Below are 25,678 nucleotides of genomic sequence, written 5' to 3'. Positions count from 1 at the left end.
TCTACGACTCCTTGCGGACCGAGAGCAGGTCCTCCAGCTGCTCCTCACGCGCCTGGGCGGCCACGAAGAGGAGCTCGTCGCCGGCCTCCAGGGAGTCCTCCCGGGTCGGCGTCAGGACGCGCGTGCCGCGGATGATGGTGACCAGCGAGGTGTCCTGCGGCCACTGGACGTCCCCGACCTGCGTGCCGGCCAGCGCCGACTCCTCCGGCAGGGTCAGCTCGACCAGGTTGGCGTCGCCGTGGCTGAAGCGCAGCAGCCGGACCAGGTCGCCGACGCTGACCGCCTCCTCCACCAGGGCCGACATCAGGCGCGGGGTGGAGACGGCGACGTCCACGCCCCAGGACTCGTTGAAGAGCCACTCGTTCTTCGGGTTGTTCACCCGGGCGACGACGCGCGGGACGCCGTACTCGGTCTTGGCGAGCAGCGAGACGACCAGGTTGACCTTGTCGTCGCCGGTCGCGGCGATGACGACGTTGCAGCGCTGGAGCGCCGCCTCGTCCAGCGAGGTGATCTCGCAGGCGTCGGCGAGCAGCCACTCCGCCTGCGGCACGCGCTCGACCGAGATGGCGGTCGGCGCCTTGTCGATCAGCAGGATCTCGTGGCCGTTCTCCAGCAGCTCGCCCGCGATCGAGCGGCCGACGGCGCCGGCTCCGGCAATGGCGACCCTCATCAGTGACCGCCCTCCTTCTCGGGCCCCTTGGCGAACGCCGCCTCGACGCGGTCGATCTCGTCGGTGCGCATCATCACATGCACCAGGTCCCCCTCCTGCAGCACCGTCTGCGAGCTGGGCAGGATCGCCTCGCCGAGCCGGGTCAGAAAGGCCACCCGCACCCCGGTCTCGTCCTGCAGCCTGCTGATCCGGTGCCCCACCCAGGCCGTGGAGGTGTGCACCTCGGCGAGCTGGACCCCGCCGGTGGGATCGCGCCACAGCGGTTCGGCGCCCGAGGGGAGCAGCCGGCGCAGCATCTGGTCGGCCGTCCAGCGCACCGTCGCCACGGTGGGGATGCCCAGACGCTGGTAGACCTCCGCGCGGCGGGGGTCGTAGATGCGGGCGGCGACGTGCTCGATGCCGAACATCTCACGGGCCACCCGCGCGGCGATGATGTTGGAGTTGTCGCCGCTGGAGACGGCGGCGAAGGCGCCCGCCTCCTCGATGCCCGCCTCGCGCAGGGTGTCCTGGTCGAAACCGACCCCGGTGACCCGGCGGCCGCCGAACGAGGAGCCCAGCCGGCGGAAGGCGGTGGGGTCCTGGTCGATCACGGCGACCGTGTGCCCCTGTTCCTCCAGGGACTGGGCCAGGTCGGAACCCACCCTTCCGCAGCCCATGATGACAATATGCATCGCGTCACACCGCGCTTCCTGCAGGCCGTTGGACCTTCATGACCTTCGTGCTCATGTCTCTCTTTCGGCTCGCCAGGCAAACATCGCGGCCTGCGTGCGGGCCGCCAGGCAACATCATGCCGGGGGATCGCGGTCCCGACGCCCTCCGGGGCCCGGCCGTCGCGTTCGCAGCCACTTTCCCGTACGGCCGGCTCGGCGGCGAAGGCGCCCTCCACCGCGCCCGGCTCGGGGCGGTGGCGGGGGCGTACGCCTGCACGGTGCCGTCGACGCGGGTGGCCGCCATCGGACCGGAGGCCCTGCTCGCCGGAGTCCCCGGGCGCCTGCCCGGGGCGGTCAGCGGCGCGTGATGCTGCGCACGCTCGCCAGCGCGAGGATGCCGAGGCCGAGGAGGGAGGCCGCGGCACCGATCAGTTCTGGGGTCGGGTGCATGGAACCTCCACGGAGCGGCAACGGACGGGGAAGCGGCGGGGCGGCGGACGACGCTCGGTCATAGAGGCGACGACGCTCAGTCATATAGGCATGGAAGTGCCCCGACCTGCCGAATCCGCGGTCCGGCCATCCGGTGATTTCACCCGGAGAGCAGAGGCGTATGGAAGCCGTATGGATGTGGGGTGGTGGTTGGGCGGCCCCTGGCCCGAAGGCCTACGATCCACTGCTGTGTCCAAATTGACCGACGTGCCCAAACGGATTCTGATCGGGCGCGCACTGCGCAGTGACCGGCTGGGTGAAACGCTCCTGCCGAAGCGCGTCGCACTGCCCGTCTTCGCCTCCGACCCGCTCTCCTCCGTGGCGTACGCCCCCGGCGAGGTGCTGCTGGTCCTGTCGATCGCGGGCCTGTCGGCGTACCACTTCAGCCCCTGGATCGCCGTCGCGGTCGTCGTGCTGATGTTCACCGTGGTCGCCTCCTACCGCCAGAACGTCCGCGAGTACCCCAGCGGCGGCGGCGACTACGAGGTGGCCACCACCAACCTCGGCCCCAAGGCCGGCCTGACCGTCGCCAGCGCCCTGCTCGTCGACTACGTCCTCACCGTCGCCGTGTCGATCTCCTCCGGGATCGAGAACCTGGGCTCGGCGATCCCGTTCGTCGTCGAGCACAAGGTGGCCTGCGCGATCGGCGTGATCGTGCTGCTGACGCTGATGAACCTGCGGGGGGTCAGGGAGTCGGGCACGCTCTTCGCGATCCCCACGTACGTCTTCGTCGTGGGCGTCTTCACCATGATCGCCTGGGGGGCGTTCCGCGGGGCCGTGCTCGGCGACGACATGCACGCACCGAGCGCGGACTACGAGATCAAGCCCGAACACCCGGGCCTCGCCGGCTTCGCCCTGGTCTTCCTGCTCCTGCGCGCCTTCTCCTCCGGCTGCGCCGCGCTCACCGGTGTCGAGGCGATCTCCAACGGCGTACCGGCCTTCCGCAAGCCCAAGTCGCGCAACGCGGCGACCACGCTCGCCATGATGGGCCTGCTCGCCGTCACCATGTTCTGCGGCATCATCGCGCTGGCCGCCGCCACCGACGTCCGCATGGCCGAGAACCCCGCCAAGGACCTGATCCACGACGGCGCCCCGCTCGGCGCCGACTACGTCCAGGACCCGGTGATCTCCCAGGTCGCCGAGGCCGTCTTCGGCCACGGCAGCCTCCTGTTCATGATCCTCGCCGCCGCCACCGCGCTGGTGCTGTTCCTCGCCGCGAACACCGCCTACAACGGCTTCCCGCTGCTCGGCTCGATCCTCGCCCAGGACCGCTACCTCCCCCGCCAACTGCACACGCGCGGCGACCGCCTCGCCTTCTCCAACGGCATCGTGCTGCTCGCGGGCGCGGCCGCCCTGCTGGTGTGGATCTACGGCGCCGACTCCACGCGGCTGATCCAGCTCTACATCGTCGGCGTGTTCGTGTCCTTCACGCTCAGCCAGACCGGCATGGTCCGCCACTGGAACCGGCTGCTGGCCACCGAGAAGGACCAGGCCAAGCGCCGCCACATGATCCGCTCGCGGGCCATCAACACCTTCGGCGCCTTCTTCACCGGCCTGGTCCTGGTCGTCGTCCTCGTCACCAAGTTCACCCACGGAGCCTGGGTCGCGCTGCTCGGGATGTGCATCTTCTACGCGACGATGACGGCGATCCGCAAGCACTACGACCGCGTCGCCGAGGAGATCGCCGCCCCGGAGACCCCCGGTGACGACATGGTGCGGCCCTCCCGCGTCCACTCGGTCGTCCTGATCTCCAAGATCCACCGCCCCACGCTGCGCGCGCTCGCCTACGCCAAGCTGATGCGCTCCGACAGCCTGGAGGCGCTCAGCGTCAACGTGGACCCGGACGACACCAAGGCGCTGCGCGCGGAGTGGGAGCGGCGCGGCATCGACGTACCCCTGAAGGTGCTCGACTCGCCGTACCGGGAGGTCACGCGGCCGGTCATCGACTACGTCAAGAGCCTGCGCAAGGAGTCCCCGCGCGACGTGGTCTCCGTGATCATCCCCGAGTACGTGGTCGGTCACTGGTACGAGCACCTGCTGCACAACCAGAGCGCGCTGCGGCTCAAGGGCCGGCTGCTGTTCACGCCGGGCGTGATGGTGACCTCGGTGCCGTACCAGCTGCAGTCCTCCGAGGTGGCCAAGCGGCGTGCCCGCAGACGGCAGGAATGGGCCGCACCCGGCTCGGTGCGCCGCGGCCCGGCGGAGCGGGCGAAGGACTCCTCCACACACACGTAGACTGGTGGGCTGTTGTCCCGGGCCTTGAGGGGCCCGCCCGCTCTCGATGTTGTGGAGTCACCCCGCCATGCAGGCAGAACCGAGGAAATCGCTGGTGGGGGAGGAGTACGAGGTCGAGGTCGGCCCCGTCGCCCACGGCGGCCACTGCATCGCCCGTACGTCCGAGGGCCAGGTCCTCTTCGTCCGGCACGCGCTGCCCGGCGAACGGATCGTGGCGCAGGTCACGGAGGGCGAGGAGGGGGCCCGCTTCCTCCGCGCGGACGCGGTGCGGGTGCTGGACGCCTCCAAGGACCGGATCGACGCCCCCTGCCCCTTCGCGGGCCCCGGCCGCTGCGGAGGCTGCGACTGGCAGCACGCCAAGCCGGGTGCCCAGCGGCGCCTGAAGGGCGAGGTCGTCGCCGAGCAGCTCCGGCGTCTCGCCGGACTCACCCCGGAGGAGGTCGGCTGGGACGGCACGGTGATGCCGGCCGAGGGCGACAAGGTCCCCGCCGGCCAGGTCCCGGCGTGGCGCACGCGCGTGCAGTACGCCGTCACCGCCGACGGCCGCGCGGGACTGCGGCGGCACCGCTCGCACGAGGTCGAGCCGATCGACCACTGCATGATCGCCGCGGAGGGCGTCAGCGAGCTGGGCATCGAGAAGCGGGACTGGACGGGCATGGACTCCGTCGAGGCGATCGCCGCGACGGGCTCCCAGGACCGCCAGGTCGTCCTCACCCCCAAGCCCGGCGCCCGGCTCCCGCTGGTCGAGCTCGACCGCCCCGTCTCGGTCATGCGCGTCGACGAACGCTCCGGACAGCTCCACCGCGTCCACGGCCGCCCCTTCGTCCGCGAACGCGCCGACGGCCGCACCCACCGCGTCGCCGGCGGCGGCTTCTGGCAGGTTCACCCGAAGGCCGCCGACACCCTCGTCACCGCCGTCATGCAGGGCCTGCTGCCCCGCAAGGGCGACATGGCCCTCGACCTCTACTGCGGCGTCGGCCTCTTCGCGGGCGCCCTGGCCGACCGGGTCGGCGAGGCGGGCGCGGTCCTCGGCATCGAGTCCGGCAAGCGCGCGGTCGAGGACGCCCGCCACAACCTCGCGGACTTCCCCCGCGTCCGCATCGAACAGGGCAAGGTCGAGTCGGTCCTCCCTCGCACGGGGATCGACGAGGTCGACCTCATCGTCCTCGACCCGCCGCGCGCGGGTGCCGGCCGCAAGACGGTGGAGCACCTGTCCTCCCTGGGCGCCCGCCGCATCGCGTACGTGGCCTGCGATCCGGCGGCGCTGGCCCGGGATGTGGCGTACTTCCGGGACGGGGGGTACCGGGTGCGGACGCTGCGGGTGTTCGACCTGTTTCCGATGACTTCGCATGTTGAGTGTGTGGCCATTCTTGAGCCTGTTGCGAAGGGCGTCTGACCTGCGTCTTTATGTATCAGATTCGTTTCTCGACCCGTTTCCCCTGTGTAACAGGTCGGTCGGTCCGAGGCGCTGTGACCTGCGCTTTTGGAGCGAGAGCAGGATCGAAGGTTGTCGCGGGGACTGCTTTGCGAACGTTCTTGACGTTCAAGTGACGCCCGCTTTGATGACCCGTTGAGCCTATGAGCGCACCGAAAATGCAGTCGTCCAGGCCCGTCCGGAGCGCTCCCGGACGGCCTTTGTCGGTCCTGCCGCACTGCGTACGCACCCCAAGCGGGAATCACCCGACACTGTGGCCCCGGAGCTGAGGCGCCGGATGACCCTCAGTGCACCCCAGGAAGGTCAGCCGCCTGCTCGGACACTGACGGTGTGGCGCGCTGCCCCGTGCGCCCTGGGGCGCTGTCCACGTTCGTGCCATCCTGCGGCTGTGGAGCGCCCGTCTCCCGACGGCCCAGCCGGATCAGACACCGGGGAGCGTCGCCGCCGGCGACTGGAACCAGGCGCCGTGGGAGAACGGTTCCGGCGGGCCCAGGGCGAAGCGGCTCAGGTCGGACAGGGTGCAGCCGTCGTTTGTAAGGGCGGGGAGCAGGTTCTCGGCACTGTCCCGATCGATCTCCTGGAGACGCCTTGCGATGTACTCCGGCGGGTGGGCAAAAGATGCGCCGGGCCGCCCCACCGTTTCCGGGACTTACGAAGGACAGGTGTGCTGGCCACGAGATTCGTGTCACACCCTTTACTGCCGCTGTACCTTCACCGGGCGACGATCTGTCTAGACTTCAACTTCCGCGGGATCGCTCGTTCATGAGCGGGACGGAGGCGGAGATGGCGCATGACCGGTGTCCGAAAGAGGATGCGCCGACTTTCCTTCATTCGGGGCGGCGCACATCTTATTTTCGCCGCCCGGACGGTCCGCATCGACTGATCGTCCCTTTTCCCGCTGGCCGCACTCAGCGTCCCACCTGCACCGAAATGATTCGGCCCGACGTTTCACACAACCCGAACGCGAGCCACGTGACCGGTGTATATCAGTCCTTCGCCGAGAGGCTGTTGAACACGTAAACGCCACCGGTCACACTGAGGACCGAAGCCGCCGTGGGCACGGGCAGTGCCTGATTCGTCGGCTCCAGGGTCTACTGCACGCCGATATTCGTCGTTCCCTCTACGCCCATGCGGGGTATTACACGTGTGCCCCCTTCCTGGAAAGCGATGACGTGACCCGAAAGCCATGGTCGGCCCCTGCCGGGAACCGGCCCTGGGGATATCTCCCCGACCCGTAAGGGGAATGGGCCCGCCTACGGGGCCGGCCCGTGGAGCGGGTGGCGTGGCACCGGTGCTGCGACGGAGTGAGGGCGACATGTCCGGGACGGTCTCGTGGAGTGGGGTACGGAGCCGGCCGCGTCCGGGCCGGCGATGACACGGGCGCCGCGGGCGGACCGGCGGACGACGGGCGCCGATGGGCGCTTCTTCCGATGTCCGGGAACCCTCGCACGCTCCTGACCGGGTGAGCCTCCGGGCCGCGTCGCGCCCTCCGGTCCCCGGGGCGGGCGGCCTTTCCGCCATGGCCTACCGGCGCCCTCTTCCCGGCGCGCCCCCCGTTCTCGTCGAACGCGCGCCGGTGCGGTCTCCGTGCACTCCCCGTATTTCTCTGCGAAAGGAAAGCAGCGTCATGGCTGTGGGAATCCACCACTTGAGGACGTTCCTCATGGCGGTCGACGAAGGCAGCATCCCGAAGGCCGCGGCCCGTCTGTACGAGGCCCAGTCCGCGGTGTCGCGCAGACTCGCGGAGTTGGAGCGCCACGTGAAACAGACCCTGTTGGAACGCTCCGCGGAGGGGGTACAGCCCACCGTGGCGGGAAAGATGTTCTGCGCCAAGGCGGATGCCGCCGTCACCGCCTTCGACGACGCCATGCACTCGGACCTGCACCGGGCGCGGGCCCTGCGAGTGGGGCACGCCTGGTCGGCGATCGGCGTGTACACCAGCGAGATACTGCGCCAGTGGAAGAAGGCGAACCCGGAGGTCCTGGTACGCCTGAAGCGGGCCGACGACCCCGCGGGCGGGCTCACCACCGGCCAGTCGGACGTGGCGATCATGCGCACGCACACCGGGCGGCGCAGTCTGCACGAGGAGTTGCTCCTCAGGGAGCCCCGGGTCGTCGCGGTGCCCTCGGACTGTCCGCTGATCGATCTGGACGAGGTGTTGCTGCGGGACCTGGCCGACTGCCCGCTGGTGATCAACTCCTTCTCCGGAACCACCAACCTCGACCTGTGGGAGGAGGGCGGGCAACCCGTGGTGGCGGTGGAGGTGGACACGATCGACGACCGGCAGAGCTACATCGCCGCCGGTGTCGGGATCGGCGTGACCCCGGCTTCCACCGCCTGGATGCACCCGCATGCCGAGATCAGCTACCTCCCCTGCAGGACGCGCCCGCGATGCCGGTGTACCTGGTCTGGGCTTCCAACCATCGCCATCCGGCGCTGAGCTCGTTCATCCAGTTGGCGCGGGACGTGGTCGCGGAGGGAACCGAGCAGGCCCGTGCGCGCGCCGCCCCGTCGCCCCCGCGAGCGGGGGCGACGGGGCGGGCCGCGGCTGGTCAGACCCGCGACTTCGCCGGCTCCGCCTCCGACGCGGCCTCCGGTTCGTCGCTGATGGCTCCGATGTGCCGCAGCACGGCGGCGGACAGGATCGACAGGACCACCGTGCACGCCGCGGCCACGACCATCGCCGTGTTCATGCCGGAGGTGGCGGCCTCCTTGGCGAGGTCGAGCCAGCCGGCGGGCATCTGCTGGGCCGAGGAGACGGCGCCGGCGAGGCTGTCGCCCGCGGCGTCGGCCACGTCCGCCGGCGTGCCGGCGGGGATCTCGTCGTCAATCCGGCCGCGGTAGATCGCGGTCGCCAGGCTGCCCAGGATCGCCACGCCCAGCGCGAGGCCCAGTTCCTGCACGGTCTCCGACATCGCCGAGGCCGAGCCCGCCTTCTCCGGCGGCGCCGCCCCGACCACCAGGTCCGTACCCAGGGCCGCGATCGCCCCGAGACCGAGGTAGACGAGGCCGAATCCGACGACCATCAGGGCGATGCCGCCCGAGGAACCCACCAGGGCGAGCAGGACGTATCCGACCGTGGACAGCATCAGGGTGGCCGCCACCACGAGGCCCGGCGGCACCCGCCGCGCGACCAGGGGCGAGCCGATCGCGGCCAGGAACATCAGCAAGGCGGGCGGGCCCATCCACAGCCCCGCCTCGACCGGCGGCAGCCCCTCCACGAACTGGAGCTGCTGGGTGATCAGCAGCATCGAGCCGCCGACGCCGACGAGACCGATGAGCAGGACGCTCAGCGCGGAGCTGAACGTCCGATTGGCGAAAAGGCGCACATCCAGCAGCGGGCTCTCCAGCTTGCCCTGCCTGCGGACGAACAGCACCGCGAAGAACACGCCGATCACCGCGGCGGCGATCATCGGCAGATCGAAGCCGTCCTTGGCGAAGCGCTTCACCGCGTAGACCACCGGCAGGATCGCCAACAGCGACAGCGCCACGCTGATCAAATCGAACCTACCGCTCTGCGGCGCCGAGTACTCGGGGATCAGGAGCGGCGCGGCCACCAGCAGCACGATCGCGACCGGCACCGCCAGGAGGAACACCGAACCCCACCAGAAGTGGTTCAGCATCACTCCGCCGACCACCGGGCCGAGCGCCATGCCGAGCGCGAAGCTTGTGGCCCAGACACCGATCGCCAGGGAGCGCTGCCGCTGGTTGGTGAACATATTGCTGATCAGCGCCAGTGTGGACGGCATCAGCGTGGCACCGGCGACCCCGAGGGCCGCTCGCGCGGCGATGAGCATGTCGGCGCTGGCGGCGTAGGCCGCCAGCACCGAGACGATCCCGAAGGCCGCCGCCCCGATCGTCAGCAGCCGACGGCGGCCGATCCGATCACCCAGCGTGCCCATGGTGAGCAGGAAACCGGCGATCAGGAACCCGTAGGCGTCCATGATCCACAGCTCTTGGGTACCGGACGGGCGCAGATCCTCGGCCAGTGAGGGAAGGGTCAGGTACAGCACGGTGACGTCGAGGCCCAGCAGCACGGTGGGCAACGAAAGGACGGCCAGCCCTCCCCACTCCCGGGCTCCCGCTCTGCCTGTGGTCGTTGTGCTCATGGCACTCCCTGTCTTTTTCTCGGATCGTCGACATGCGATCGCCACTGTGCCGCCCCTCACGCACGGTTTCCTGAGGGTCGTTCGGCGATAAACTGCGGCCATGCGTTACGGGGTGCTCGGTCCGCTGGCCGTCTGGGACGCCGAGGGGCGGCTGGTCAGGGTCCCCGAAGCGAAGGTGCGCGCCCTGCTGGCGAACCTGCTCGTCCACGGTGGCGGGCCGGTGCCGGCGGACCGCCTCATCGAGGACCTGTGGGCGAGCAACCCGCCGGGCGGGTCGGCCAACACCCTGCAGACCAAGATCTCCCAGCTGCGGCGGGTGCTGGGCCGGGAGCAGGTGGTCCGTGAGCCCGCCGGCTACCGGCTGCTGCTCGCGGACGCCGTGGTCGACGCACTGAGGTTCCAGGAGCTCGCCGACCGCGCCCGCACCCACCGGGAGCCGGCGGTGAAGGCGGACCTGTTCGCAGACGCGCTCGCCCTGTGGCGGGGCCCGGCCTACGCGGACGTGGCCGAGTCCCTGTTCGCCCGCAGTGAGATCGCACGGTTGGAGGAGCTGCGCCTGGCCGTCGTCGAGGACCACGCCGAGGTCCGGCTGACCCTGGGCGAGCACACGGCGCTCGCGGCGGAACTGGGGGCAGTGGTGGCACGGTACCCGCTGCGCGAGCGGCTGCGCATGGCCCACATGCGCGCCCTGTACCGCTCCGGGCGGCAGGGCGAGGCGCTGCAGAGCTTCCAGGAGCTGCGCCGGGAGCTGGCCGAGGAGCTGGGCGCCTCGCCCGGTCCGGATGCCGCCGCGCTGCACGAGGCGATCCTGCGCCAGGAGCCGGAGCTGGCCACGCCGGCGATCGGGTCGCGGTCGTGCCGGACCGACCTGCCCGCTCCGCTGACCCCGCTGATCGGCCGGCGCGAGGCGGCCGCACAGGTGCTGTCCCGGCTGGACCCCGGCGCGAGCACCCGTCTCGTCACCCTCACCGGTCTCGGCGGGGTGGGCAAGACGCGGCTGGCGATCGCCGCGGCGGGTGACGCGGCCGGGCGGTACGCCGACGGGGTGTGGCTGGTCGAGCTGGCCGGCCTGGGCGCCGCGTCCGACCCGGACGACATCGCCGAACGCGTCATCACGACGCTGGGCCTGTGCGACACGGCTGCGACCGAACCGGACCTGGACGACCTGGTGGGCTGGCTGTGCCAGGCGGTGGCCGACAAGCGGCTGCTGATCCTGCTGGACAACTGCGAGCACCTCGTCGAGCCGGTGGCCGTGCTCGCCAAGTCCCTGCTGTCGGCCGTGCCGGCGGCCCATCTCCTGCTCACCAGCCAGGAAGCCCTGGACATCCCCGGGGAGGTGGTGCACCCGGTGCCGCCGCTGGCCCTGCCGGAGCACACCGATCCGCGGGCGGTCGCCCGGTCCAGCGCCGTCGAGCTGTTCGTGCAGCGAGCCGCCGCGGCGGCGCCCGGCTTCGTCCTGGACGCGGACAACGCGGAGGCCGTCGCCACCATCTGCCGCCGCCTCGACGGGATTCCGCTCGCCCTCGAACTCGTCGCGTCCCGGCTGCGGACGCTGAGCCCGCAGGAGCTCGCCGCCCGGCTGGACGACCGGTTCGCCCGGCCCGACGTACGGGTGCGTGGGCTCCCGGACCGCCAGCAGACGCTGCGGGGCATGCTCGACTGGAGCTGGCAGCTGCTGCCGCCGGACGAGCGCACCGTGCTGCGCCGCCTGGTCGTGCACGCCGACGGCTGCGTCATGCCCTCCGCCCAGGCGGTCTGCGCCGACGGGGAGCTGCCCGCCGAGCGGATCCCCGACCTGCTCTCCCGGCTGGTGGACCGCTCGCTGGTGGTCCGTGAGGGCGACCGGTTCCGGCTGCTCGAATCGGTGGCCGCCTACTGCGCCGAGCGGCTGGCGGAGGCGGAAGAGGAGAGCGCCGTACGCGCGCGCTTCGTGCGGTACTGCACCGAGTCGGCCGAGCGGGAGAGCGAGCGGCTGCGCGGCCCGGACCAGCGGTGCTCCCTGGAACGCCTCAACGCGGAGACCGTCAATCTGCGCCGCGCACTGGACCTCGCGGTCGCCCAGGACCCCGCCGGGTACGCGGTGCGGCTGGTGAACGCGCTTGCCTGGTACTGGTTCCTGCGCGGACGGTTCCCCGAGGCCCGCAGGTCGCTGCGGACGGCGCTGACGGCCGACGTCGGCGCCGAGCCGGCCGCGCGCCTGACGGCACGGGTCTGGCTGGCCGGTGTCGAGCTGCGCACCTCGCAGGCCGACGCCGTGCCCGGCCCGGCGGGCGAGGACCCCACCGCCGGGGTCGAGGACCCGGTGCTGAAGGCCCGGCTCCAGTGGTTCGTCGGCACCGGGCTGACCGGCCGCGGCCACCACCGCGAGGGGCGGCGGCTGGTGGAGGCCAGCCTGGCCGGCGCCCGCGCCGCCCGGGACCGCTGGTGCCAGGCCGCGGCGCTGGTGGAGCTGGCGAGCCACGCCCCGGACCGGGACGGGTCGGCGGAGCTGGGCGCCGCGCTGTTCCGCGAGGTCGACGACCGCTGGGGTCAGCTCCGGGCCACCCGGTCCCTGGCACTCGCGGCCGAACGCGAGGGCGACCGCGTACGGACCGAACGGCTGCACCGCGAGGGGCTCCTGATGGCCGAGGAGCTCGGCCTGTGGACCGAGGTCGTCGAGACGCTGACCTTCCTCGGCCGGGCCGCGCTGACGAGCGGCTTCACCGAGCGGGCGACGGAGCTGTACGAGCGCGCGCTGTCCGTGTCGGCCGAACGCGCCTACCACCGGGGCGAGATCCGTGCCGAGATCGGCCTCGGGCACGCCGCACGGCTCCGCGGCGACCGGGACGCCGCCACGTCCCATCTGAACCGGGCCCTGGCCAAGAGCCAGTCCTCGGAACACGCCACGCACGCCGCGGCCGCGCTGGCGGAACTGGACCTCGTCGCCCGGGCGTGACCGAATCCGCCGGGGGCGTGGCCGGCGCGTCTTCCGGGTGGGAGGGCCCCGCGTTCCGGTGGTCCGGCCCGCTCCGGCGGCGTGCGCCGGAGCGTGGGCGTATTCGTTCGTGCTCCCTACTCGAATACGCCCTGCTCGATTACGCAGTAGCCGCACCAACCCCTTCACCCTAGCCTGATCCGAGCCGTTATTTATTCGCGTACGAATGGCAGGCGAAGGAGTGGCTTTCCGCGGGGACAGCAGCTGAATCAGGGGCCCTCTGATTAACCGGCTACCAGCGCGACATCTGGGCGGCCGAAGCAAGGACACCGGGGAACTGCCAATTCAACGTACTGGTCCACGAGCGGCTGGCGGGGGCCGTGTACCGGGAGCTGCTCGGTGCCTGCCTGGCCCGTGCGGTGCGGGAGCACGACGCCTTCCGGCTGCGGTTCGGCGAGGACGACGAAGAGGTCCCCCGGGTCCGGCGGATCACGGAGGAGCCGGACGCCGGGGCGCCGCCCTTCGAACACATCGACTCTCCGGCGGGCCGGACCCCGCCGGGGCCGTGCGGATCTGGTGCGAGCAGGAGCTGGGCCGGCCGCTGGGCCTTGAGGGCGGCCCGCTGTTCCGGGCCGCCGTGGTCACCGAGGGGCCGGAGGCCGTCCACCTGGTGCTGACCTCGCACCACATCGTGACCGACGCCTGGGCCCTGAACGCGCTGACCTTGCGGATTCTCTCCGACTACCGCTCGCGCCTGTCCGGAAAAACGTTCCGGCCGCCGGTGAAAAAGCAGCCGAGTCGGCAGGACGGACCGAATCCGCCTCATACTGGGATTCCATCCGGAAAAGCGACTCCGCCTTCGGGGACGCGGACCGCGAGAATGACCGCGCGTTCTACCGAGAACATCTGACGGGCGTGGAGCCCGCTCTCTTCACACGTTCCGGCGCCGCCCGGCCCGGCCGCGGCCGGCACTCCTTCCCGGTCGGCGAGGAGCTGGTGCGGCGCATCCTCGACGCGGGCGCGTCCCCCTTCCCCTACCTGCTCCCGGCGTTCGCGGTGTGCCTCGGGCACATCCACCAGGCCGACGAGGTCGTGTTCGGGGTGCCCTTCCTCAACCGCCGGACCGAAGGCGAACGCTCGATCGTGGGCCAGTTCGCCAACAATCTGCCGGTGCGCATCCCGGTGGCGGAGGACCTGCCGCTGGTCGAACTCGCCGAGCGGGTCCGCCGAGAGATCGACCGGCTCACGGGGCCCGCCTGTTCGACCGGAACATCCGGAACCCCCTCGGTACGACTCCGCTCAACCTCGGGATCATGGAGACGCTGCGGACCGCCCCGGAGAACTTCTCGTACTTCAACAACGGCATCACGCTGCTGTGCGACTCCATCGAGACCGAATTCATCTCCCGCCCCGTCGAAGGCGCTCCCGTACGACTGCGGCTGACAGGTGCCACGGTCGTCAACGGCGCCCAGACCATCGCCTCCGTCTACCACGCGCACCAGAGGTATCCCGAGAACGTCGTGCCGGCCAGTGTCCCGGTGAGGTTCATCTCCCTGGCGAACGCACCCGAGGGCTTCACCCGGTCCGTCGGTGCCGCGACGAATACCCAACACCACACCGGGTCGCGGGACTTCGCCGCCCTCGACGAGGTGCAGGCACGTATCCGGGACGACTTTCGGACCAGCCTCGACAAGGAGTACGTGTTCAGGCGGGGCGAGTTGGTCCCCACTCCTGCCGCGGGCTGCTCGATGGAGGAGGGGGCCGTGGCGCTCGCCTGTGGCCACCCCGACGCCTCCCTCAGCGCCTTGGCCAATGCGTCGACGGAGCACCTGTGGGAGGCGACGTCGGAGGGGGCCTGCACCCGCCTGTTCGGACGGCAGCCGAGCGCGCTTCAGATCTGACGCTCCGTACTCCTGCTCCGCGCTGTCCGAGAAGCCCTCCACGAACTGAGACCCCGTTTGAACGGGCGCCCGGCCGTTATCGCGGAGCGCGGAACCCTGCTTGTCACCCATCTCGTGTTCCGGCTCAGCGGAGCCGAGGGGATCGACGATCCCGACGCGGAGTGGGAGCAGCTTCTGGACGAGGTGCCAGGGCTCGTACGCCCGGTGCTGGCTGCTCTGATCCCGCTGGTGGACGACCTCTTCGGCAGCAACTCCTTCGTCGCCACAACTTTCCGCGAGACCGGGCGGTGCCGCCAACTCGCAGAGGCGGCCCTGCACGCCCTCGCTGACGTGGAGCGGACCCCACAGCTTGTGGTCGCGTCCCCGCCGAAACCACGGAGGAGGCCCGGCTCCGCCCGGCTTCTCGTCGACCATCGGCGGATCCCTGACGGAACGCAGCTGTCGTACCAGCCGGGGGAGTGGAAGAAGCGGCCATCGGCCGCTGGCTCGACGAGGACCCTCTCCGCTACCTCGGGACCTGGAACAACGATGCCCGGCAGCCGCTGCGCTGGGCAGCGGACGGGCGTCTGTACTCGATCAACGGACTGACCTGGCACATCTGGCAGCGTGCCGACTGGCGCGAGGCATGGAGCGCTGTCCAGGGTCCTCGCTACCGGGTGGTTCCCGGCGAAGGCAGCCTCTCCGAGCTCGCCGAAGCTCTCTGGGACTCCGATTCCCCCAGGATGCCGAGGTTCCTCAGGACACGGGCGAGTGAGCGTGCCGGGGGTACACCGTCGCGTAGGTCGCTACAAACTCGGAGAACTCATCGACAGGGGAGGGATGGGGCAGGTCTGGGCGGGACACGCCCCCGAACTGGGCCGGCCCGTCGCCATCAAGCTCAAGGGCAGGTCCTCGTGCAGGACGGTGCGGTACAGGCTCATGTGCTGGCGAGGCTTGCCCAGGTCGTATGAGGTCATCCCGGACCAGGCCATGTGCAGCGGCAGATCCACGACACCGTGGGTCGGCCCGCGCAGCTCGTCCAGCGACTCCGGCAGGCGGCGGCGGAACTTCTCCCGGTACAGCGCGAGGTCCTCGGCGACCGCACCCGAGAGGTCGCTCGGCGTGGATGCGGGATGCTGTGGGCTGGAGGGCATGACCCCATTATGGCGGCCGGAGACGTTGCGAGGGTCATGATGTGCGAGCCGGCGTCCGGAGCGAGCGGGAGCGGATCTCCGGGTGAGCTGGTTGCCGCAGTCTGCTCAGCTCTGAGCAGCACGGACTCTCTGGCTTGACGCTCGTTTGACGCTCTGGGCGTCTGCACGAAGGACGATGAGCCGAGAAACCGGCTCTGACCAGGGGTTTTCTTGGATCCCTTCAGGCCGACACCTTTCCGATGACGCATCACGTGGAGTGCGTGGCGATTCTTGAAAAGGCCGCAAAGGACGTCTGACCTGCGGTTGCGCGGCCCGGGTGGGTCGCTCGACCTGTTTTCCTCCGTACAGCGGGTCGGGCGCACTCACTGCTTGTTCAAACTCGCCTGACCTGCGGTTACAGGGTGTGGCGGGGTTCGTGCGAATGATTCGGCGACGTGCGTTCATCATTGTTGACGCTCGAATGACGCTCGATTCGTGGGACTGAAGCAGGGCCGCGTTGCTCGGCCGGCGATGGGCGAGTGGGGCCGGCAGGTCGCCCTCGTTCGCGGCGCGTCGGCGTGACTGTCGCCCACGAGGGACGGCCGACAGCCGGCTTGCGCAAAGGGCGCAAGCCGGTGATCGGTCATGACGTCGTCCGGCCCCGTCGGTGATGACGGAGCGCATGCCGGAGGAGTCTCATGGCCGCTCCCTGGCCGTCCGGTCGCGGACGGCCAGGACGTCACCCGTACGGACTCGGTGCGACTCGGTGCGCGGCACGTCCCGGGTGCTCCGATCCGCTTCAGCCGCCGATGGGCGTGACCCCTGGGGGAGCCGGGACCAGTCGGTACCCGCCGTCCTCGCGTAGCACGTGTCCGGCGGTCGGCGGCGGGAAGTGGCTCCCGAGCAGGAGAGTCGACGTACCGGCCAGTGAGCCGAGCACCTGGTTCCGGGTCCTGGCCGCGAGTTCGGGAGCGACGTCCACACAGCTGCAGAGCTCCGGATGCGCCATCTGGACCGCAGCGTCGTCACCCTGGTCACCCCTCAACCAGCGCCGCGACATGACCCGCCTCATGACCGCCGCCGGCATCACGCCCCAGACCACCCAGGTCCGCTCCGGCGAAGAGGAACTCGGTCAGATCACGGCGCCCGGACACCCTCCGGCATCCCCGTGACGATCACCGCGCCGGTCGCCGAGCGGCGTCAGCGCAGCACGTCGTCCTCACGGGGCCGGCGCAGCCCCGCCTCGGTCGCCCGGCGCAGGACCCGACAGTCCTCGTTCGACCCGGCGGCGTAAGGACTTCGTGTTCAGGTTCAAGGCACTGGCCCACCTCTGCAGGAGGCACGTTGTGACGATGGTTCAGGTGGAGCCCCGCTCGACGGGCACCGCTCCCGTGCCCAGGGCGGTGGCCGACGCCATGGAAACCGCCGGACCGCAGGTCTGCGACGACATGACTGTCGAGGTGGCCCTGTCCGTCATGGCGAGCGCCCGCACCGGACACCTGCTCGTCTGCGACAACGACGGCGTGTGCACCGGACTTCTCACCCAGGTCCAGCTCACCACGGTCCGCGACAGCTCTGCGTACACGGACCGGGTCCAGTTGCGGGACATCCTCGTCGACCCGGGGCCCTTCGCCTCGCCCGTGACCACCATGGCCGAAGCCGAGCACTCGATGCGCTACCACCGCCTCGATGCCCTGCCCGTGGTCGACGAACACGGCAACACCCTGGGCGTCCTCGCCCTGGCCCGCTGAACCGCCGCAACCGCGACAGAACCATCCCTCGTTCTTCTCCCTGTGAGGCATCATGCGCTGTGTCATCGCCCGCTTCCCCTTCGACCTCACCAAGAGCGGCGTCCTGGAATCGATGAAGGGCGTCAAGCCCGAGGAAGTCATCGGGGCGTCCGTGACCATCGGTCGTCGCACCTACCCCGTCAAGCAGGTCGGGCAGATCGTCACCCGCCAGGACCGCCGCGACTTCAGCGCCGGCGAGGTCCTGCGGGCCATGACCCAGCTCGGCTTCACCTGCCGCGACCTCTCCCAAGCGGCCGCACCCACGCGCACGCTCAGCGCGTTCCAGGAGGCTTCGGCGATGCTCGGGGCCCCGCAGCCGCCTGACCCACGGCCAGACGCGAGCCGCCGTCGAAGCCGTAGTGAGCTTCGCCGCCTTCACCGAGCACTTCAGTGCCGTCCTTCTGGCTGCCACATGAGGCGCATACGGCAGCGCAGGACGCACGGACCCGGGCCTGACTGCACACGGCCCGAGAGTGATGACGGCCGGGCGGCTGGATACCCGGGCGCAGGCTGGGACACGTGGTGCCATTGACTCGTTCGGTGCTGGACTGGGCACCGGCCCCCGAGTGTCCGGGACGCGAGTCCTGAGCGGCATCGAGTTGAGGAGCGAGGAGGTGCCGTGACCGCACGGGGAGCAGGCGGAAATCGCGCGGGCGACGCGTTGACGCTGGCGGGGACGTTGGAGGCGGCGGAGGCCGCGGCGCCCGTGGAGTCGCTCGATGTGGTCGCGCGCATGCTCAAGGAGCGTCTGGGGGCGGCGTCGGTGTCCTTCCTGATCACCGATTTCAACGGCAGCTCGGTCGTACGGCTGGGCGCTGCGGGCAGTGTCGAGACCGGTGCGCCAGCCCGCCGCATCCCGCTGCGGGGCACCCTTTACGACGAGGTGATCCGCACCCAGCGGCCCGGTGTCGAGGACAGGGGCGAGGGCGCGCCGGTGCGGATCGTCGCTTCGGTGACCAATCGTGGGGACGCCATCGGCGTTCTGGAACTGTTCTTGCCCGCGGCGCCGGACGCGGAGACGATGCGGGAGATCGGTGAGACGGCGCACGCGCTGGCCTACATCGTCATCGCGAACCGGTCCTTCACCGACGTCTACCAGTGGGGCCGGCGCACGGTCCCGCTGAGCCTGGCCGCGGAGATCCAGCACCGGCTGCTCCCGGTGTCGCTGGCGTGCGAGGCGGCGCAGTTCGCGGTGGCCGGAGCGCTGGAGCCCGCCGATCACGTCGGGGGTGACACCTTCGACTACGTCATCGACCGGGACGCCGTCCAGCTGTCCGTCACCGACGCCATGGGGCACGACGTCGCCGCCGAACTGCTGGCCACCCTGGTGGTGGGCGCCCTGCGCCGGGCACGGCGGGCGGGCGCCGGCCTCGAGGAGCAAGCCCGCCAGGCCGACCAGGCCATGCGCGAGCACGGCCTTGGAGGCTATGCCACCGGCCAGCTGCTGCGGATCAGCCTGCTCGACGGCAAGGCCGAGTTCATCAACGCCGGACACCCCTGGCCGCTGCGGATGCGAGACGGGAAAGTGCAGCAGATCGTTCCCAGGGTCGATCTGCCGTTCGGCTTCCAGCCCCCGCACCCCTACCGCGTCCAGTCGCTGGACCTGCAACCCGGCGACCGGCTCGTGATGCTGACGGACGGCATGCTGGAACGCAACGCCAACAGCTTGGACCTGGCGGACCTGACCGTTCGCACCCGTGTACTGCACCCCAGGGAGGCCGCTCGCACCCTCATCGGGGCGATCGTCGACGCCAGCCACGGTCACCTGGAGGACGATGTGACCGTCATGTGCCTGGACTGGCACGGTGTCGGCCACTCCCAGCGAGACGCCTCCACCGGCGCCGATCTCACCGACGCCTCGCCTCCGTCAAGAACGGGACCAACCGCTGCAGCGCGTTAAACCTCGGGCCGCATGGCGGGTCCCACGCCACCAATGGCTTCGTGCGAGACCGCAACGCCGGTCAGCGAACCGAGCATGACCAAGCGTTCCTCGACTTGATCTTCCGGTGGTATCGCGCCACGGCAGAGCTGACCCACCACCTGATCTCGTCACCCTCCGGAACAGCTCTCGATACCATGGTCGATCCTTTGAGTTCGGGGTCCGGACCTTGACCCAAGGCCGGGTAGCTAGCGTTTTCGCAGGTCACGCAACTGGCCCTGGGGACCATTGTGTCGCGGCGTAGAGGCCGGGGCCGAGCTTGTGGATTACTGATCGTTTCAAATGAACCTTTTCCATCTTGGTCAGGTGGCGAGTTCGAGGGTGACGACGGCTCTGACGACGGCGGTGATCCGGGTGGTGCTGCAGCGGAGCTTCCGCGGGAGCCGCCAGGACTTGAGGATCGCCATGGCGCGTTCACCGAGGCTGTGGATCTTCGTGTGGTCCCGGTTGTGACGTCGGCGCCCGGCCGCGCAGGTGCTTGCCACGGATCGGGACGCGGATCGCGGGGTGGGCGTCCTGGTATGCCTGGTCGGCTCAGCACGTGGTGTCCTCCGCGGTGAGGGCGGCGGGAATACCGTGGGCCCGCGCCGCGGTCAGGTCGTGTGTGGGCTCCCGGCAGGGCGGCCGAGGCCCGGATCAGGCGTCAGACGGCGGAGATCTTCTCTCCTTTGCTCTGGTGACCGCACGCAAGAACCAGGTGGTCGACTCCGGAAGTCCTTCGGGGCTTGACGTGATGGGTGTGGCTGTGTAGTGCACGGCGGGCTGGGCATCGGCCGAGGCCGCTGCCCAGCGCTGATGAGGGTCATGTGCGAGGTGCTCCCGCGTCCGGGGTCATCACTTCCGTCCTGGCGGGGTTCAGCGCGGGAGCCGCTTCGTGGTCGGCGCTCGCTGCGTGTTGTCGGGCGACGCGGAGGATGCGCCTGGTGCTGCCGTTCACGACGACGAAGACGGCGGCAGGGGACGCACGTCGGTAGAGGTCGCGGCACGCAGCAGGGAGACGGCCGGTGCGGGCCCCCAGGGGTGCGGCACCGGCCGTAGTGGCACCGCTGTCGTCCCACGCGCTGGATCCGGGGCAAGGGACGAACTTCAGGCGCCGCAGGGTGACGGTGGTCCAGCGGCGGTCACTCCGGCAGCGCCGCGAGCCGGCCGCCGACGACGGTGTACCGGGAGGGCGTCGTCGACGGTGCGGAACAGCACGGAGGGCGTGTGGCCGGCTCATCCGTTGAACGCCACGGCGAACCGGGACGGGGCGGTGGCGCCGGAAGCGTTTGGGTTCGCCCTCCCGACAAAGCTCCGATGCGGGCCCTGGACGGCTCGCCGCGGCGCCCCACTGTCCACCGTGCCGCCGGGCGCGGGCCGGCCGGGCGCCCCTCCGGCGGGGAAACCCGGCACATCACCGGCGGCCGGGTGCGGAATTTCCAGGTTGCTTTCTCACGGTGTCCGCGAGCGAAGCCGCCCGCATGGCCGGGAACGGCTGACGGGAGAGTTTCCGCGGGGGATCGACCGTGACGTTCGATTTTGACGCTCGGATCACCGGCGGATCATGGTCTCCTGCTGCGACGGCCGCCGCGATGGTGGTCATGTCTCAGGCCGGTGCGCTGCGGCTGTCGCGCATGCGTACCGGCTGCGGAGAGCGACGCGGCATATCGGGCCGGAGGGGGTGACGTGACAGATGGTCGAGCATAAGGGCGAGTCGGGTGGCTGACCAGCGGGGTCGATTAGTCTGGTGCAGGGTTGCGCGGCCCCGGTCCGTCTCCCGGGACAAGGGCCTGTGACTGTCTTCCGAAGGCGTCTGGAGGAGCTGTGACCGCCGAACTGCCCGACTGGATGATTCCGCCCAGGCCGAGCGGCTGGGAGGCCGACGACCTCGACCACCTTCCCCAGGCTCCCCGTCACACCGAACTCATCGACGGAGCATTGATCTTCATGATGTCGCCGCAGCGCTCCTGGCACGCCAGGCTCGTGGAGAACCTGACGTTCGCGCTGAGGCATGGGGTACCCGCCGGGTTCGAGACCGAGCGGGAGATGACCGTCCGTCTCGACCGCAAGAGCCGGCCCGAGCCCGACATCCTGGTCTCCACCGCCGCCTACGACCCCGACCGCACCTGGTACGCGCCTGAAGACGTCACGCTGGTCGTCGAGGTCGTCTCGGAGGAGTCCGCGGACCGCGACCGGTCGCTCAAGCCCTTCAAGTACGCGCAGGCCAGGATCGCGCACTTCTGGCGTGTCGAGGACGAAGCCGGGGCTCCCGCCGTCCATACGTATGAACTGGACGGTATGACTCGCACGTACGTGCCGACTGGCATTCATCGTGGTCGGTTGAAGGTTTTGGTCCCCTTCCCGCTGGACATCGATCTCGACACGCTCGTGCCCTGACCGGCATCCGAACGCGGACAGGAACGCGTAAGGACGTGGGAGAGGCGACGGATCGGATCGGAGGGGAGCGGCAGCCGGACCGTCGGCTGATCACCGCTTTCCTCCCTTCCCGCAACGGCGGCGTCGGCGCGATCTCTCCAGACCATGACCATGACCATGGTCTCGCGCCCTCCTCCGCGTTCTGTAGCCGCGACCGCGAGTGCTTGTCGCGCCTGGCCGGCCCACCTCCCCTCCGCGCGCTCCACCTTGGTGACAGGGTCGGTCCTCCCGTTCGTAGGGTGAGGGCGTTTGGGGAGGGCGCCGGGAGTGGCTGTCAGGCCGCTGCGAGCGCGGCGCGGGCGTCGACGCGCTGGTGATGGCGACGCATGACCTGCCGGGCGACCGGCTGGGCGAGCAGCGCCTCGACGAGGAACGCGATGGTGCAGTTCCGCGGCCACAGGTGTGCGAACTGCTCGAAGGGCTCGGTGGAGATCTGCCGTGTGCCGATCCAGGTGCCGACCACCGTCATCACGAGGGAGATCAGCAGCACGCTGCACAGGGCGTTCAAGATCATATGGGCGCGGAAGCTGTCGCCCGGGCGCACGAGCCGCGCGGTGAGCATCTGGGCGGGCTTCATCGTCAGCAGCACGACGGCCACGACCGCGACCAGCAGGACCGGCATCACCCGCAGCAGATCGGTCCACATGGCCACGGTGAAGCCGGCGGTCAGGCCGCCGATCGCCACCGGGATGGTGCTCACCGAGATCACTGCGATGACCAGCATGAACGCTGTGAACTCCTTCGGGTTGCGCGGCAGGTGGGTGTGAAAGGGGTTGTCGCTCACAGGACGGCTCCTCGTAGCTCGATACGGAGACCGGCAACAAAAAAGCGCCCGTCCCCGAGTGGCTCGGGAGACGGGCGCTGTTTCGAAGTGCTTGTACGCGCCGGACTTCGCAGCAGAGAATACAGGCCCGCAGCGTCTGTCGCTGACGAGGACGGTGATGTGCGGCCTCTGTTCATTCCTGCGGCAGGGCGCCTCTGCGGCAGCGGTACGGCGAGTGGCCGCTCCGTCCGCCAAGCGGAGTGTGTGAGGCAGCCCACCGTGGCAGACGCGGTCGGCCAGCTCCTGATCATGGTCCCGGTACCGGATGCGGTGTCCCGGCCGCCTGGCCGACGTGACGCGCTCCCTGCCCGGCCGCCGTTTGAGAGCGGTTTCGGGTGCGGGCGGAGCTTGCGACGGCGCGCAGTGGAGGCTCCGCGGAGGGACGCCCCTCGACCGCGCCGTCACGTCGGTCTGCCTCGGGGGCCCCGGCACGCCGAATGCACGTGCCGGACGCCGCCCGGCCCGCCTTCGGGCGGACGACGGGAATGCGGCCCGGGTCGGCAGTCCGGAAAGGAGTTGCCCCGGCAGAGGAGGGGCTACTACCCTCACGCTGGCGCGACAGACGCGTGATCTCGGGATGAGGAGGTTGATGAATATGGCTGCCGTTGGCCGTCATCAGCATGCCCTCATCCGGCCCGTGCGATAACAGAGCGCGGCCGGTCGTTCCAACGACCAGGAGAGACACATGTCTTCCTCTTCTTCACACGTCCACTCCGACGTGGTCACCGAGCGCCTCGTCCTGCGGACCTGGACCGGGAGCGAGGTCGCCGCGGTCCTCGACGGCACCCGGTCCCCGCACTGGGCGGACGACTTTCCCGCCGAAGGCGATCGCGTGGTCACGGGCCTCTTCGAGCAGTACCCCGACTGGCTCGGCCCCTACGGCCACCGTCTGGTCATCGAGCGCGACAGCGGTCTGGTGGTGGGCTCCATCGGCCTGTTCTGGCCGCCCAGCGAGGGGGTCCTTGAGATCGGCTACGGCATCGTGGTCTCCCGGCGTGGCCGAGGCTATGCCTCCGAGGCCACCCGGGCCCTCGCCGGCTTCGCCCTCACCTTGCCGGATGTCCACACCGTGTCCGCCGACGTGGAACTGTCGAACCCGGCCTCGGTCCGAGTACTGGAGAAGGCCGGCTTCCGCCGTTGGACGACCGGGGAGAACGTAGTCAAGTTCGGGATCTCGGCCCCGGACCGCGAGCTGCGCTGATTGCGGGGGGTCCTGGAAGCAATGCCCTCCAGGACCCCCACCGCGGTCGCTGAATTCCCGGGCTGCCGGCGTGACCGGAGAGCCGGGACCTGTCGTTGCGATGATGCTTGCTCCGAGTGCTGGGCAGTTCTCAGGGGCTGTGTCCGCGTCGTTTGCAGTGACTCGGCCGCGCCGGATGTCCGCCGTCTCCGGCGCCCTGCCGGCCGGCGCAGGATGCGGCCGGCAGTCATGGCAGGCACCGTTGCAGTGCCGGGGTCCTGGCGGGCTCGGTGGGGGCGCCGTCACGGGGGCGCCCGGATTGGGCGGGAGGATGCCGGGGTGTGTCCGACGAGGCGGATCACCTCCTTGGGGATGTCGTCCGGTTCGGTGCCCGCCCGGGCGATGGTCCGGCACGTTCAGGCCGTTGCCGAAGCCAACGGCGGCATCGGCCGGGACATCAGCATCGACTCCACCTCGGTCCGGGTGATTGTCAGGACCTGGGGAGGGGAGCCGCGCCGACCCAGCGGTGGTAGGCGTCCACGTCGACGTTGCTGCCGCACACGATGGTGGCTACGTGCCGGCCGGCGAAGCGGTCACGGTCTTCGAGGATCGCCGCGACGCCGAGCGCGGCCGACGGCTCGACGACGAGGCCGGCGTGGTCGAGGAGCATCCGCATACCGGCGATGATCGATGCCTCCTGGACCAGAACGGCGTCGTCGGCCACCAGGAGCAGGTCGTCCAGGACGGCCGGGATGGGTCGCCGGCCGGCGACGCCGTCAGCGATCGTGCTGGTCGAGTCGGTAGTGACCACTCGTCGCATGCGCCACGAGTGTGTCATCGCCGGTGCTCCCAGCGGTTGGACGCAGATCACCTCGACCTCGGGCGCCAGGGCCTTCACCACATGCCCCACACCGGTGGCCAGCGCCCCACCGCCGAGAGCGATCAGGACGGCGTCGAACGACAGCCCGGTGCCCACCAGTTCCAGGCCGATGGTCGCCGCGCCCTCGCAGGTTTCGATGTCCAGGCTGTCTTCGACCAGCCGGATGCCGTCGTACCGCGCGATGGCAGCCGCCCGCTCGCGCGCCATCTCGTGGTCTCCGTCCACCAGTTCCAACCCGGCGTCCAACGCGCGGATGCGATCAAGCTTGGCCCGAGTCGCGAAGCGGGATGCCACGACTGTGACGTCGATCCCCCGGCCGCGTCCGGACCATGCAAGGGCTTGGCCGAGGTTGCCCGCGCTCGCGCACACCGCGGCTCGCGGGGCATCGTCGGCCAGCAGGCTCGCGACCACCTCGGTGCCGCGGGCCTTGAAGCTGCGGACCGGGTTCGCCGTTTCCAGCTTGATGCTCACCGTGCACCCGAGGCCGGGCTCCAGCGCCTCGCAGCGGTAGAGCGGAGTGTCGAGGAAGACCGGGTTGATCACCCGGCGAGCCGCTCGGATCCGGGCGGTGTCGAGGCGCGTTTCCTGCACGACACGGCAGCGTAGCGCCACCAGCGCTGGGGTCGCACGGTCGCCGCCATTCGCATCATCGAAATCGCCTGGCGCTCAGTGAGCAAGTCCCGGGCGTGACGGATCTGTTCCCCGGCCATGGCGGTCGAGACGGAGGCCACGGGGTGGGCTGCGTCCAGGTCCTCGTGGGTGCCCTGGACGACAAGTTCGCGGATGAACTCCGCGAATGCCGCGAACACGTGGAAGACCGGGCGCCCGCCCGGGGTGGTGGTGTCGAGCGCCTTGTGGAGCGAGGTGAAGCCGATGCCATGCTTACGCAAGCCGGAGACGATGGTGATGAGGTCCCGAATGGAGCGGCCGAGCCGATCGAGGGAGAGGACGGCGGGGGTGTCCCCTTCGCGGAAGTGGTCGAGGTCCTTCCGCGGTTCCTCGCGCTCCGCGTTCTCGCCGGACCTTCCGCCGGCGAAGATCCGAATGCGGCCTGCTCCGGTGAGGGCGTGGATCCGCTGGTCGGGCACCTGTCCCTGGGCCGAGACGCGGGTGTACCCGGCGAGCGCGCCCCGCGC

19 protein-coding genes and 4 pseudogenes are annotated in these 25,678 nt (G+C 70.3%); 14 read left to right on the top strand and 9 right to left on the bottom strand.

The features are described 5' to 3' along the window. Position 1: 1 nt before the first annotated feature. Both ACFXAE_RS10900 and ACFXAE_RS10895 read right to left on the bottom strand, forming a co-directional pair. Complete coding sequence (locus tag ACFXAE_RS10900) at positions 2 to 670, bottom strand: TrkA family potassium uptake protein (RefSeq protein WP_217129030.1); 669 nt, start codon at positions 668 to 670, stop codon at positions 2 to 4. Continuing rightward, a complete protein-coding gene (locus tag ACFXAE_RS10895; protein WP_384711276.1) occupies positions 670 to 1,341 on the bottom strand; it encodes a potassium channel family protein in 672 nt (223 codons plus the stop codon). Before ACFXAE_RS10895 ends, ACFXAE_RS10900 begins: the two co-directional genes overlap by 1 nt. A gap of 116 nt (positions 1,342 to 1,457) precedes the next feature. On the opposite strand from ACFXAE_RS10895, the gene ACFXAE_RS10890 reads away from it, so the two are divergent. The 4 genes from ACFXAE_RS10890 (at position 1,458) to ACFXAE_RS10875 (ending at position 7,919) form a co-directional block, all read left to right on the top strand. Further along, the gene (locus tag ACFXAE_RS10890) at positions 1,458 to 1,688 is read left to right on the top strand and encodes a hypothetical protein (RefSeq protein WP_384711273.1); all 231 of its coding nucleotides are present in this window, start codon (positions 1,458 to 1,460) and stop codon (positions 1,686 to 1,688) included. A 310-nt stretch (positions 1,689 to 1,998) separates the two neighbouring features. After that, positions 1,999 to 4,044, top strand: a complete 2,046-nt coding sequence (locus ACFXAE_RS10885) for an APC family permease (protein WP_384711270.1) — start codon at positions 1,999 to 2,001, stop codon at positions 4,042 to 4,044. A gap of 67 nt (positions 4,045 to 4,111) precedes the next feature. After that, positions 4,112 to 5,440 carry a class I SAM-dependent RNA methyltransferase gene (locus ACFXAE_RS10880; protein ID WP_384711267.1) on the top strand — a complete coding sequence of 443 codons (1,329 nt, stop codon included), beginning with the start codon at positions 4,112 to 4,114 and terminating at the stop codon, positions 5,438 to 5,440. A 1,666-nt stretch (positions 5,441 to 7,106) separates the two neighbouring features. Continuing rightward, positions 7,107 to 7,919: a LysR family transcriptional regulator gene (locus ACFXAE_RS10875; protein WP_384711264.1), complete on the top strand. Its 813-nt coding sequence runs from the start codon at positions 7,107 to 7,109 to the stop codon at positions 7,917 to 7,919. Positions 7,920 to 8,031: 112 nt separating this feature from the next. Here the strand turns inward: ACFXAE_RS10875 and ACFXAE_RS10870 are convergent, their stop codons facing one another. Continuing rightward, entirely contained in the window at positions 8,032 to 9,588 is a 1,557-nt protein-coding gene (locus tag ACFXAE_RS10870) for an MFS transporter (protein ID WP_384711261.1), read from the bottom strand. Between the two features lie 100 nt (positions 9,589 to 9,688). Between ACFXAE_RS10870 and ACFXAE_RS10865 the strand changes: the two genes are divergently transcribed. The 4 genes and pseudogenes from ACFXAE_RS10865 (at position 9,689) to ACFXAE_RS10850 (ending at position 14,403) form a co-directional block, all read left to right on the top strand. Continuing rightward, the gene (locus ACFXAE_RS10865) at positions 9,689 to 12,523 is read left to right on the top strand and encodes a BTAD domain-containing putative transcriptional regulator (protein ID WP_384711258.1); all 2,835 of its coding nucleotides are present in this window, start codon (positions 9,689 to 9,691) and stop codon (positions 12,521 to 12,523) included. Positions 12,524 to 13,067: 544 nt separating this feature from the next. Beyond that, the gene (locus tag ACFXAE_RS10860) at positions 13,068 to 13,412 is read left to right on the top strand and encodes a condensation domain-containing protein (protein WP_384711256.1); all 345 of its coding nucleotides are present in this window, start codon (positions 13,068 to 13,070) and stop codon (positions 13,410 to 13,412) included. Between the two features lie 5 nt (positions 13,413 to 13,417). Further along, a pseudogene (locus ACFXAE_RS10855) lies at positions 13,418 to 13,681 on the top strand (hypothetical protein); the annotation flags it as partial. A gap of 77 nt (positions 13,682 to 13,758) precedes the next feature. Further along, positions 13,759 to 14,403, top strand: a complete 645-nt coding sequence (locus tag ACFXAE_RS10850) for an AIPR family protein (protein WP_384711456.1) — start codon at positions 13,759 to 13,761, stop codon at positions 14,401 to 14,403. Between the two features lie 785 nt (positions 14,404 to 15,188). On the opposite strand, the gene ACFXAE_RS10845 is transcribed toward ACFXAE_RS10850, so the two are convergent. Together ACFXAE_RS10845 and ACFXAE_RS10840 are read right to left on the bottom strand one after the other, a co-directional pair. Next, positions 15,189 to 15,536, bottom strand: a complete 348-nt coding sequence (locus ACFXAE_RS10845) for a hypothetical protein (protein WP_384711253.1) — start codon at positions 15,534 to 15,536, stop codon at positions 15,189 to 15,191. Between the two features lie 778 nt (positions 15,537 to 16,314). Continuing rightward, a complete protein-coding gene (locus ACFXAE_RS10840) occupies positions 16,315 to 16,524 on the bottom strand; it encodes a hypothetical protein (protein WP_384711467.1) in 210 nt (69 codons plus the stop codon). A 9-nt stretch (positions 16,525 to 16,533) separates the two neighbouring features. Here ACFXAE_RS10840 and ACFXAE_RS10835 point away from each other — a divergent pair. The 4 genes and pseudogenes from ACFXAE_RS10835 to ACFXAE_RS10820 form a co-directional block, all read left to right on the top strand. Continuing rightward, positions 16,534 to 16,809 (top strand): annotated as a pseudogene (locus ACFXAE_RS10835) (ATP-dependent helicase); the annotation flags it as partial. Positions 16,810 to 16,861: 52 nt separating this feature from the next. Beyond that, on the top strand, positions 16,862 to 17,266 hold the full coding sequence (locus tag ACFXAE_RS10830; protein WP_384711250.1) for a CBS domain-containing protein: 405 nt from the start codon (positions 16,862 to 16,864) through the stop codon (positions 17,264 to 17,266). Positions 17,267 to 17,318: 52 nt separating this feature from the next. Beyond that, positions 17,319 to 17,618, top strand: a pseudogene (locus tag ACFXAE_RS10825) (SCO5918 family protein); the annotation flags it as partial. A 348-nt stretch (positions 17,619 to 17,966) separates the two neighbouring features. Beyond that, entirely contained in the window at positions 17,967 to 19,205 is a 1,239-nt protein-coding gene (locus ACFXAE_RS10820) for a PP2C family protein-serine/threonine phosphatase (protein WP_384711453.1), read from the top strand. A gap of 341 nt (positions 19,206 to 19,546) precedes the next feature. Here the strand turns inward: ACFXAE_RS10820 and ACFXAE_RS10815 are convergent. Continuing rightward, positions 19,547 to 19,887 (bottom strand): annotated as a pseudogene (locus tag ACFXAE_RS10815) (transposase family protein); the annotation flags it as partial. Between the two features lie 1,184 nt (positions 19,888 to 21,071). Between ACFXAE_RS10815 and ACFXAE_RS10810 the strand changes: the two are divergent. After that, the gene (locus tag ACFXAE_RS10810) at positions 21,072 to 21,620 is read left to right on the top strand and encodes a Uma2 family endonuclease (RefSeq protein ID WP_384711450.1); all 549 of its coding nucleotides are present in this window, start codon (positions 21,072 to 21,074) and stop codon (positions 21,618 to 21,620) included. A gap of 313 nt (positions 21,621 to 21,933) precedes the next feature. On the opposite strand, the gene ACFXAE_RS10805 is transcribed toward ACFXAE_RS10810, so the two are convergent. After that, positions 21,934 to 22,443, bottom strand: a complete 510-nt coding sequence (locus tag ACFXAE_RS10805) for a hypothetical protein (RefSeq protein WP_384711248.1) — start codon at positions 22,441 to 22,443, stop codon at positions 21,934 to 21,936. Between the two features lie 724 nt (positions 22,444 to 23,167). On the opposite strand from ACFXAE_RS10805, the gene ACFXAE_RS10800 reads away from it, so the two are divergent. Further along, entirely contained in the window at positions 23,168 to 23,683 is a 516-nt protein-coding gene (locus ACFXAE_RS10800) for a GNAT family N-acetyltransferase (RefSeq protein ID WP_384711245.1), read from the top strand. A 469-nt stretch (positions 23,684 to 24,152) separates the two neighbouring features. Here the strand turns inward: ACFXAE_RS10800 and ACFXAE_RS10795 are convergent, their stop codons facing one another. Both ACFXAE_RS10795 and ACFXAE_RS10790 read right to left on the bottom strand, forming a co-directional pair. Next, entirely contained in the window at positions 24,153 to 25,133 is a 981-nt protein-coding gene (locus ACFXAE_RS10795) for a threonine/serine dehydratase (RefSeq protein WP_384711242.1), read from the bottom strand. Beyond that, positions 25,082 to 25,630, bottom strand: coding sequence for a recombinase family protein (locus ACFXAE_RS10790; protein ID WP_384711239.1), 549 nt, complete (start codon positions 25,628 to 25,630; stop codon positions 25,082 to 25,084). Before ACFXAE_RS10790 ends, ACFXAE_RS10795 begins: the two co-directional genes overlap by 52 nt. Positions 25,631 to 25,678 lie beyond the last annotated feature (48 nt).

The organism is Streptomyces sp. NPDC059454 (assembly GCF_042749965.1).
Lineage (GTDB): Bacteria > Actinomycetota > Actinomycetes > Streptomycetales > Streptomycetaceae > Streptomyces.
This window is presented reverse-complemented; position numbering and strand designations above follow the sequence as displayed.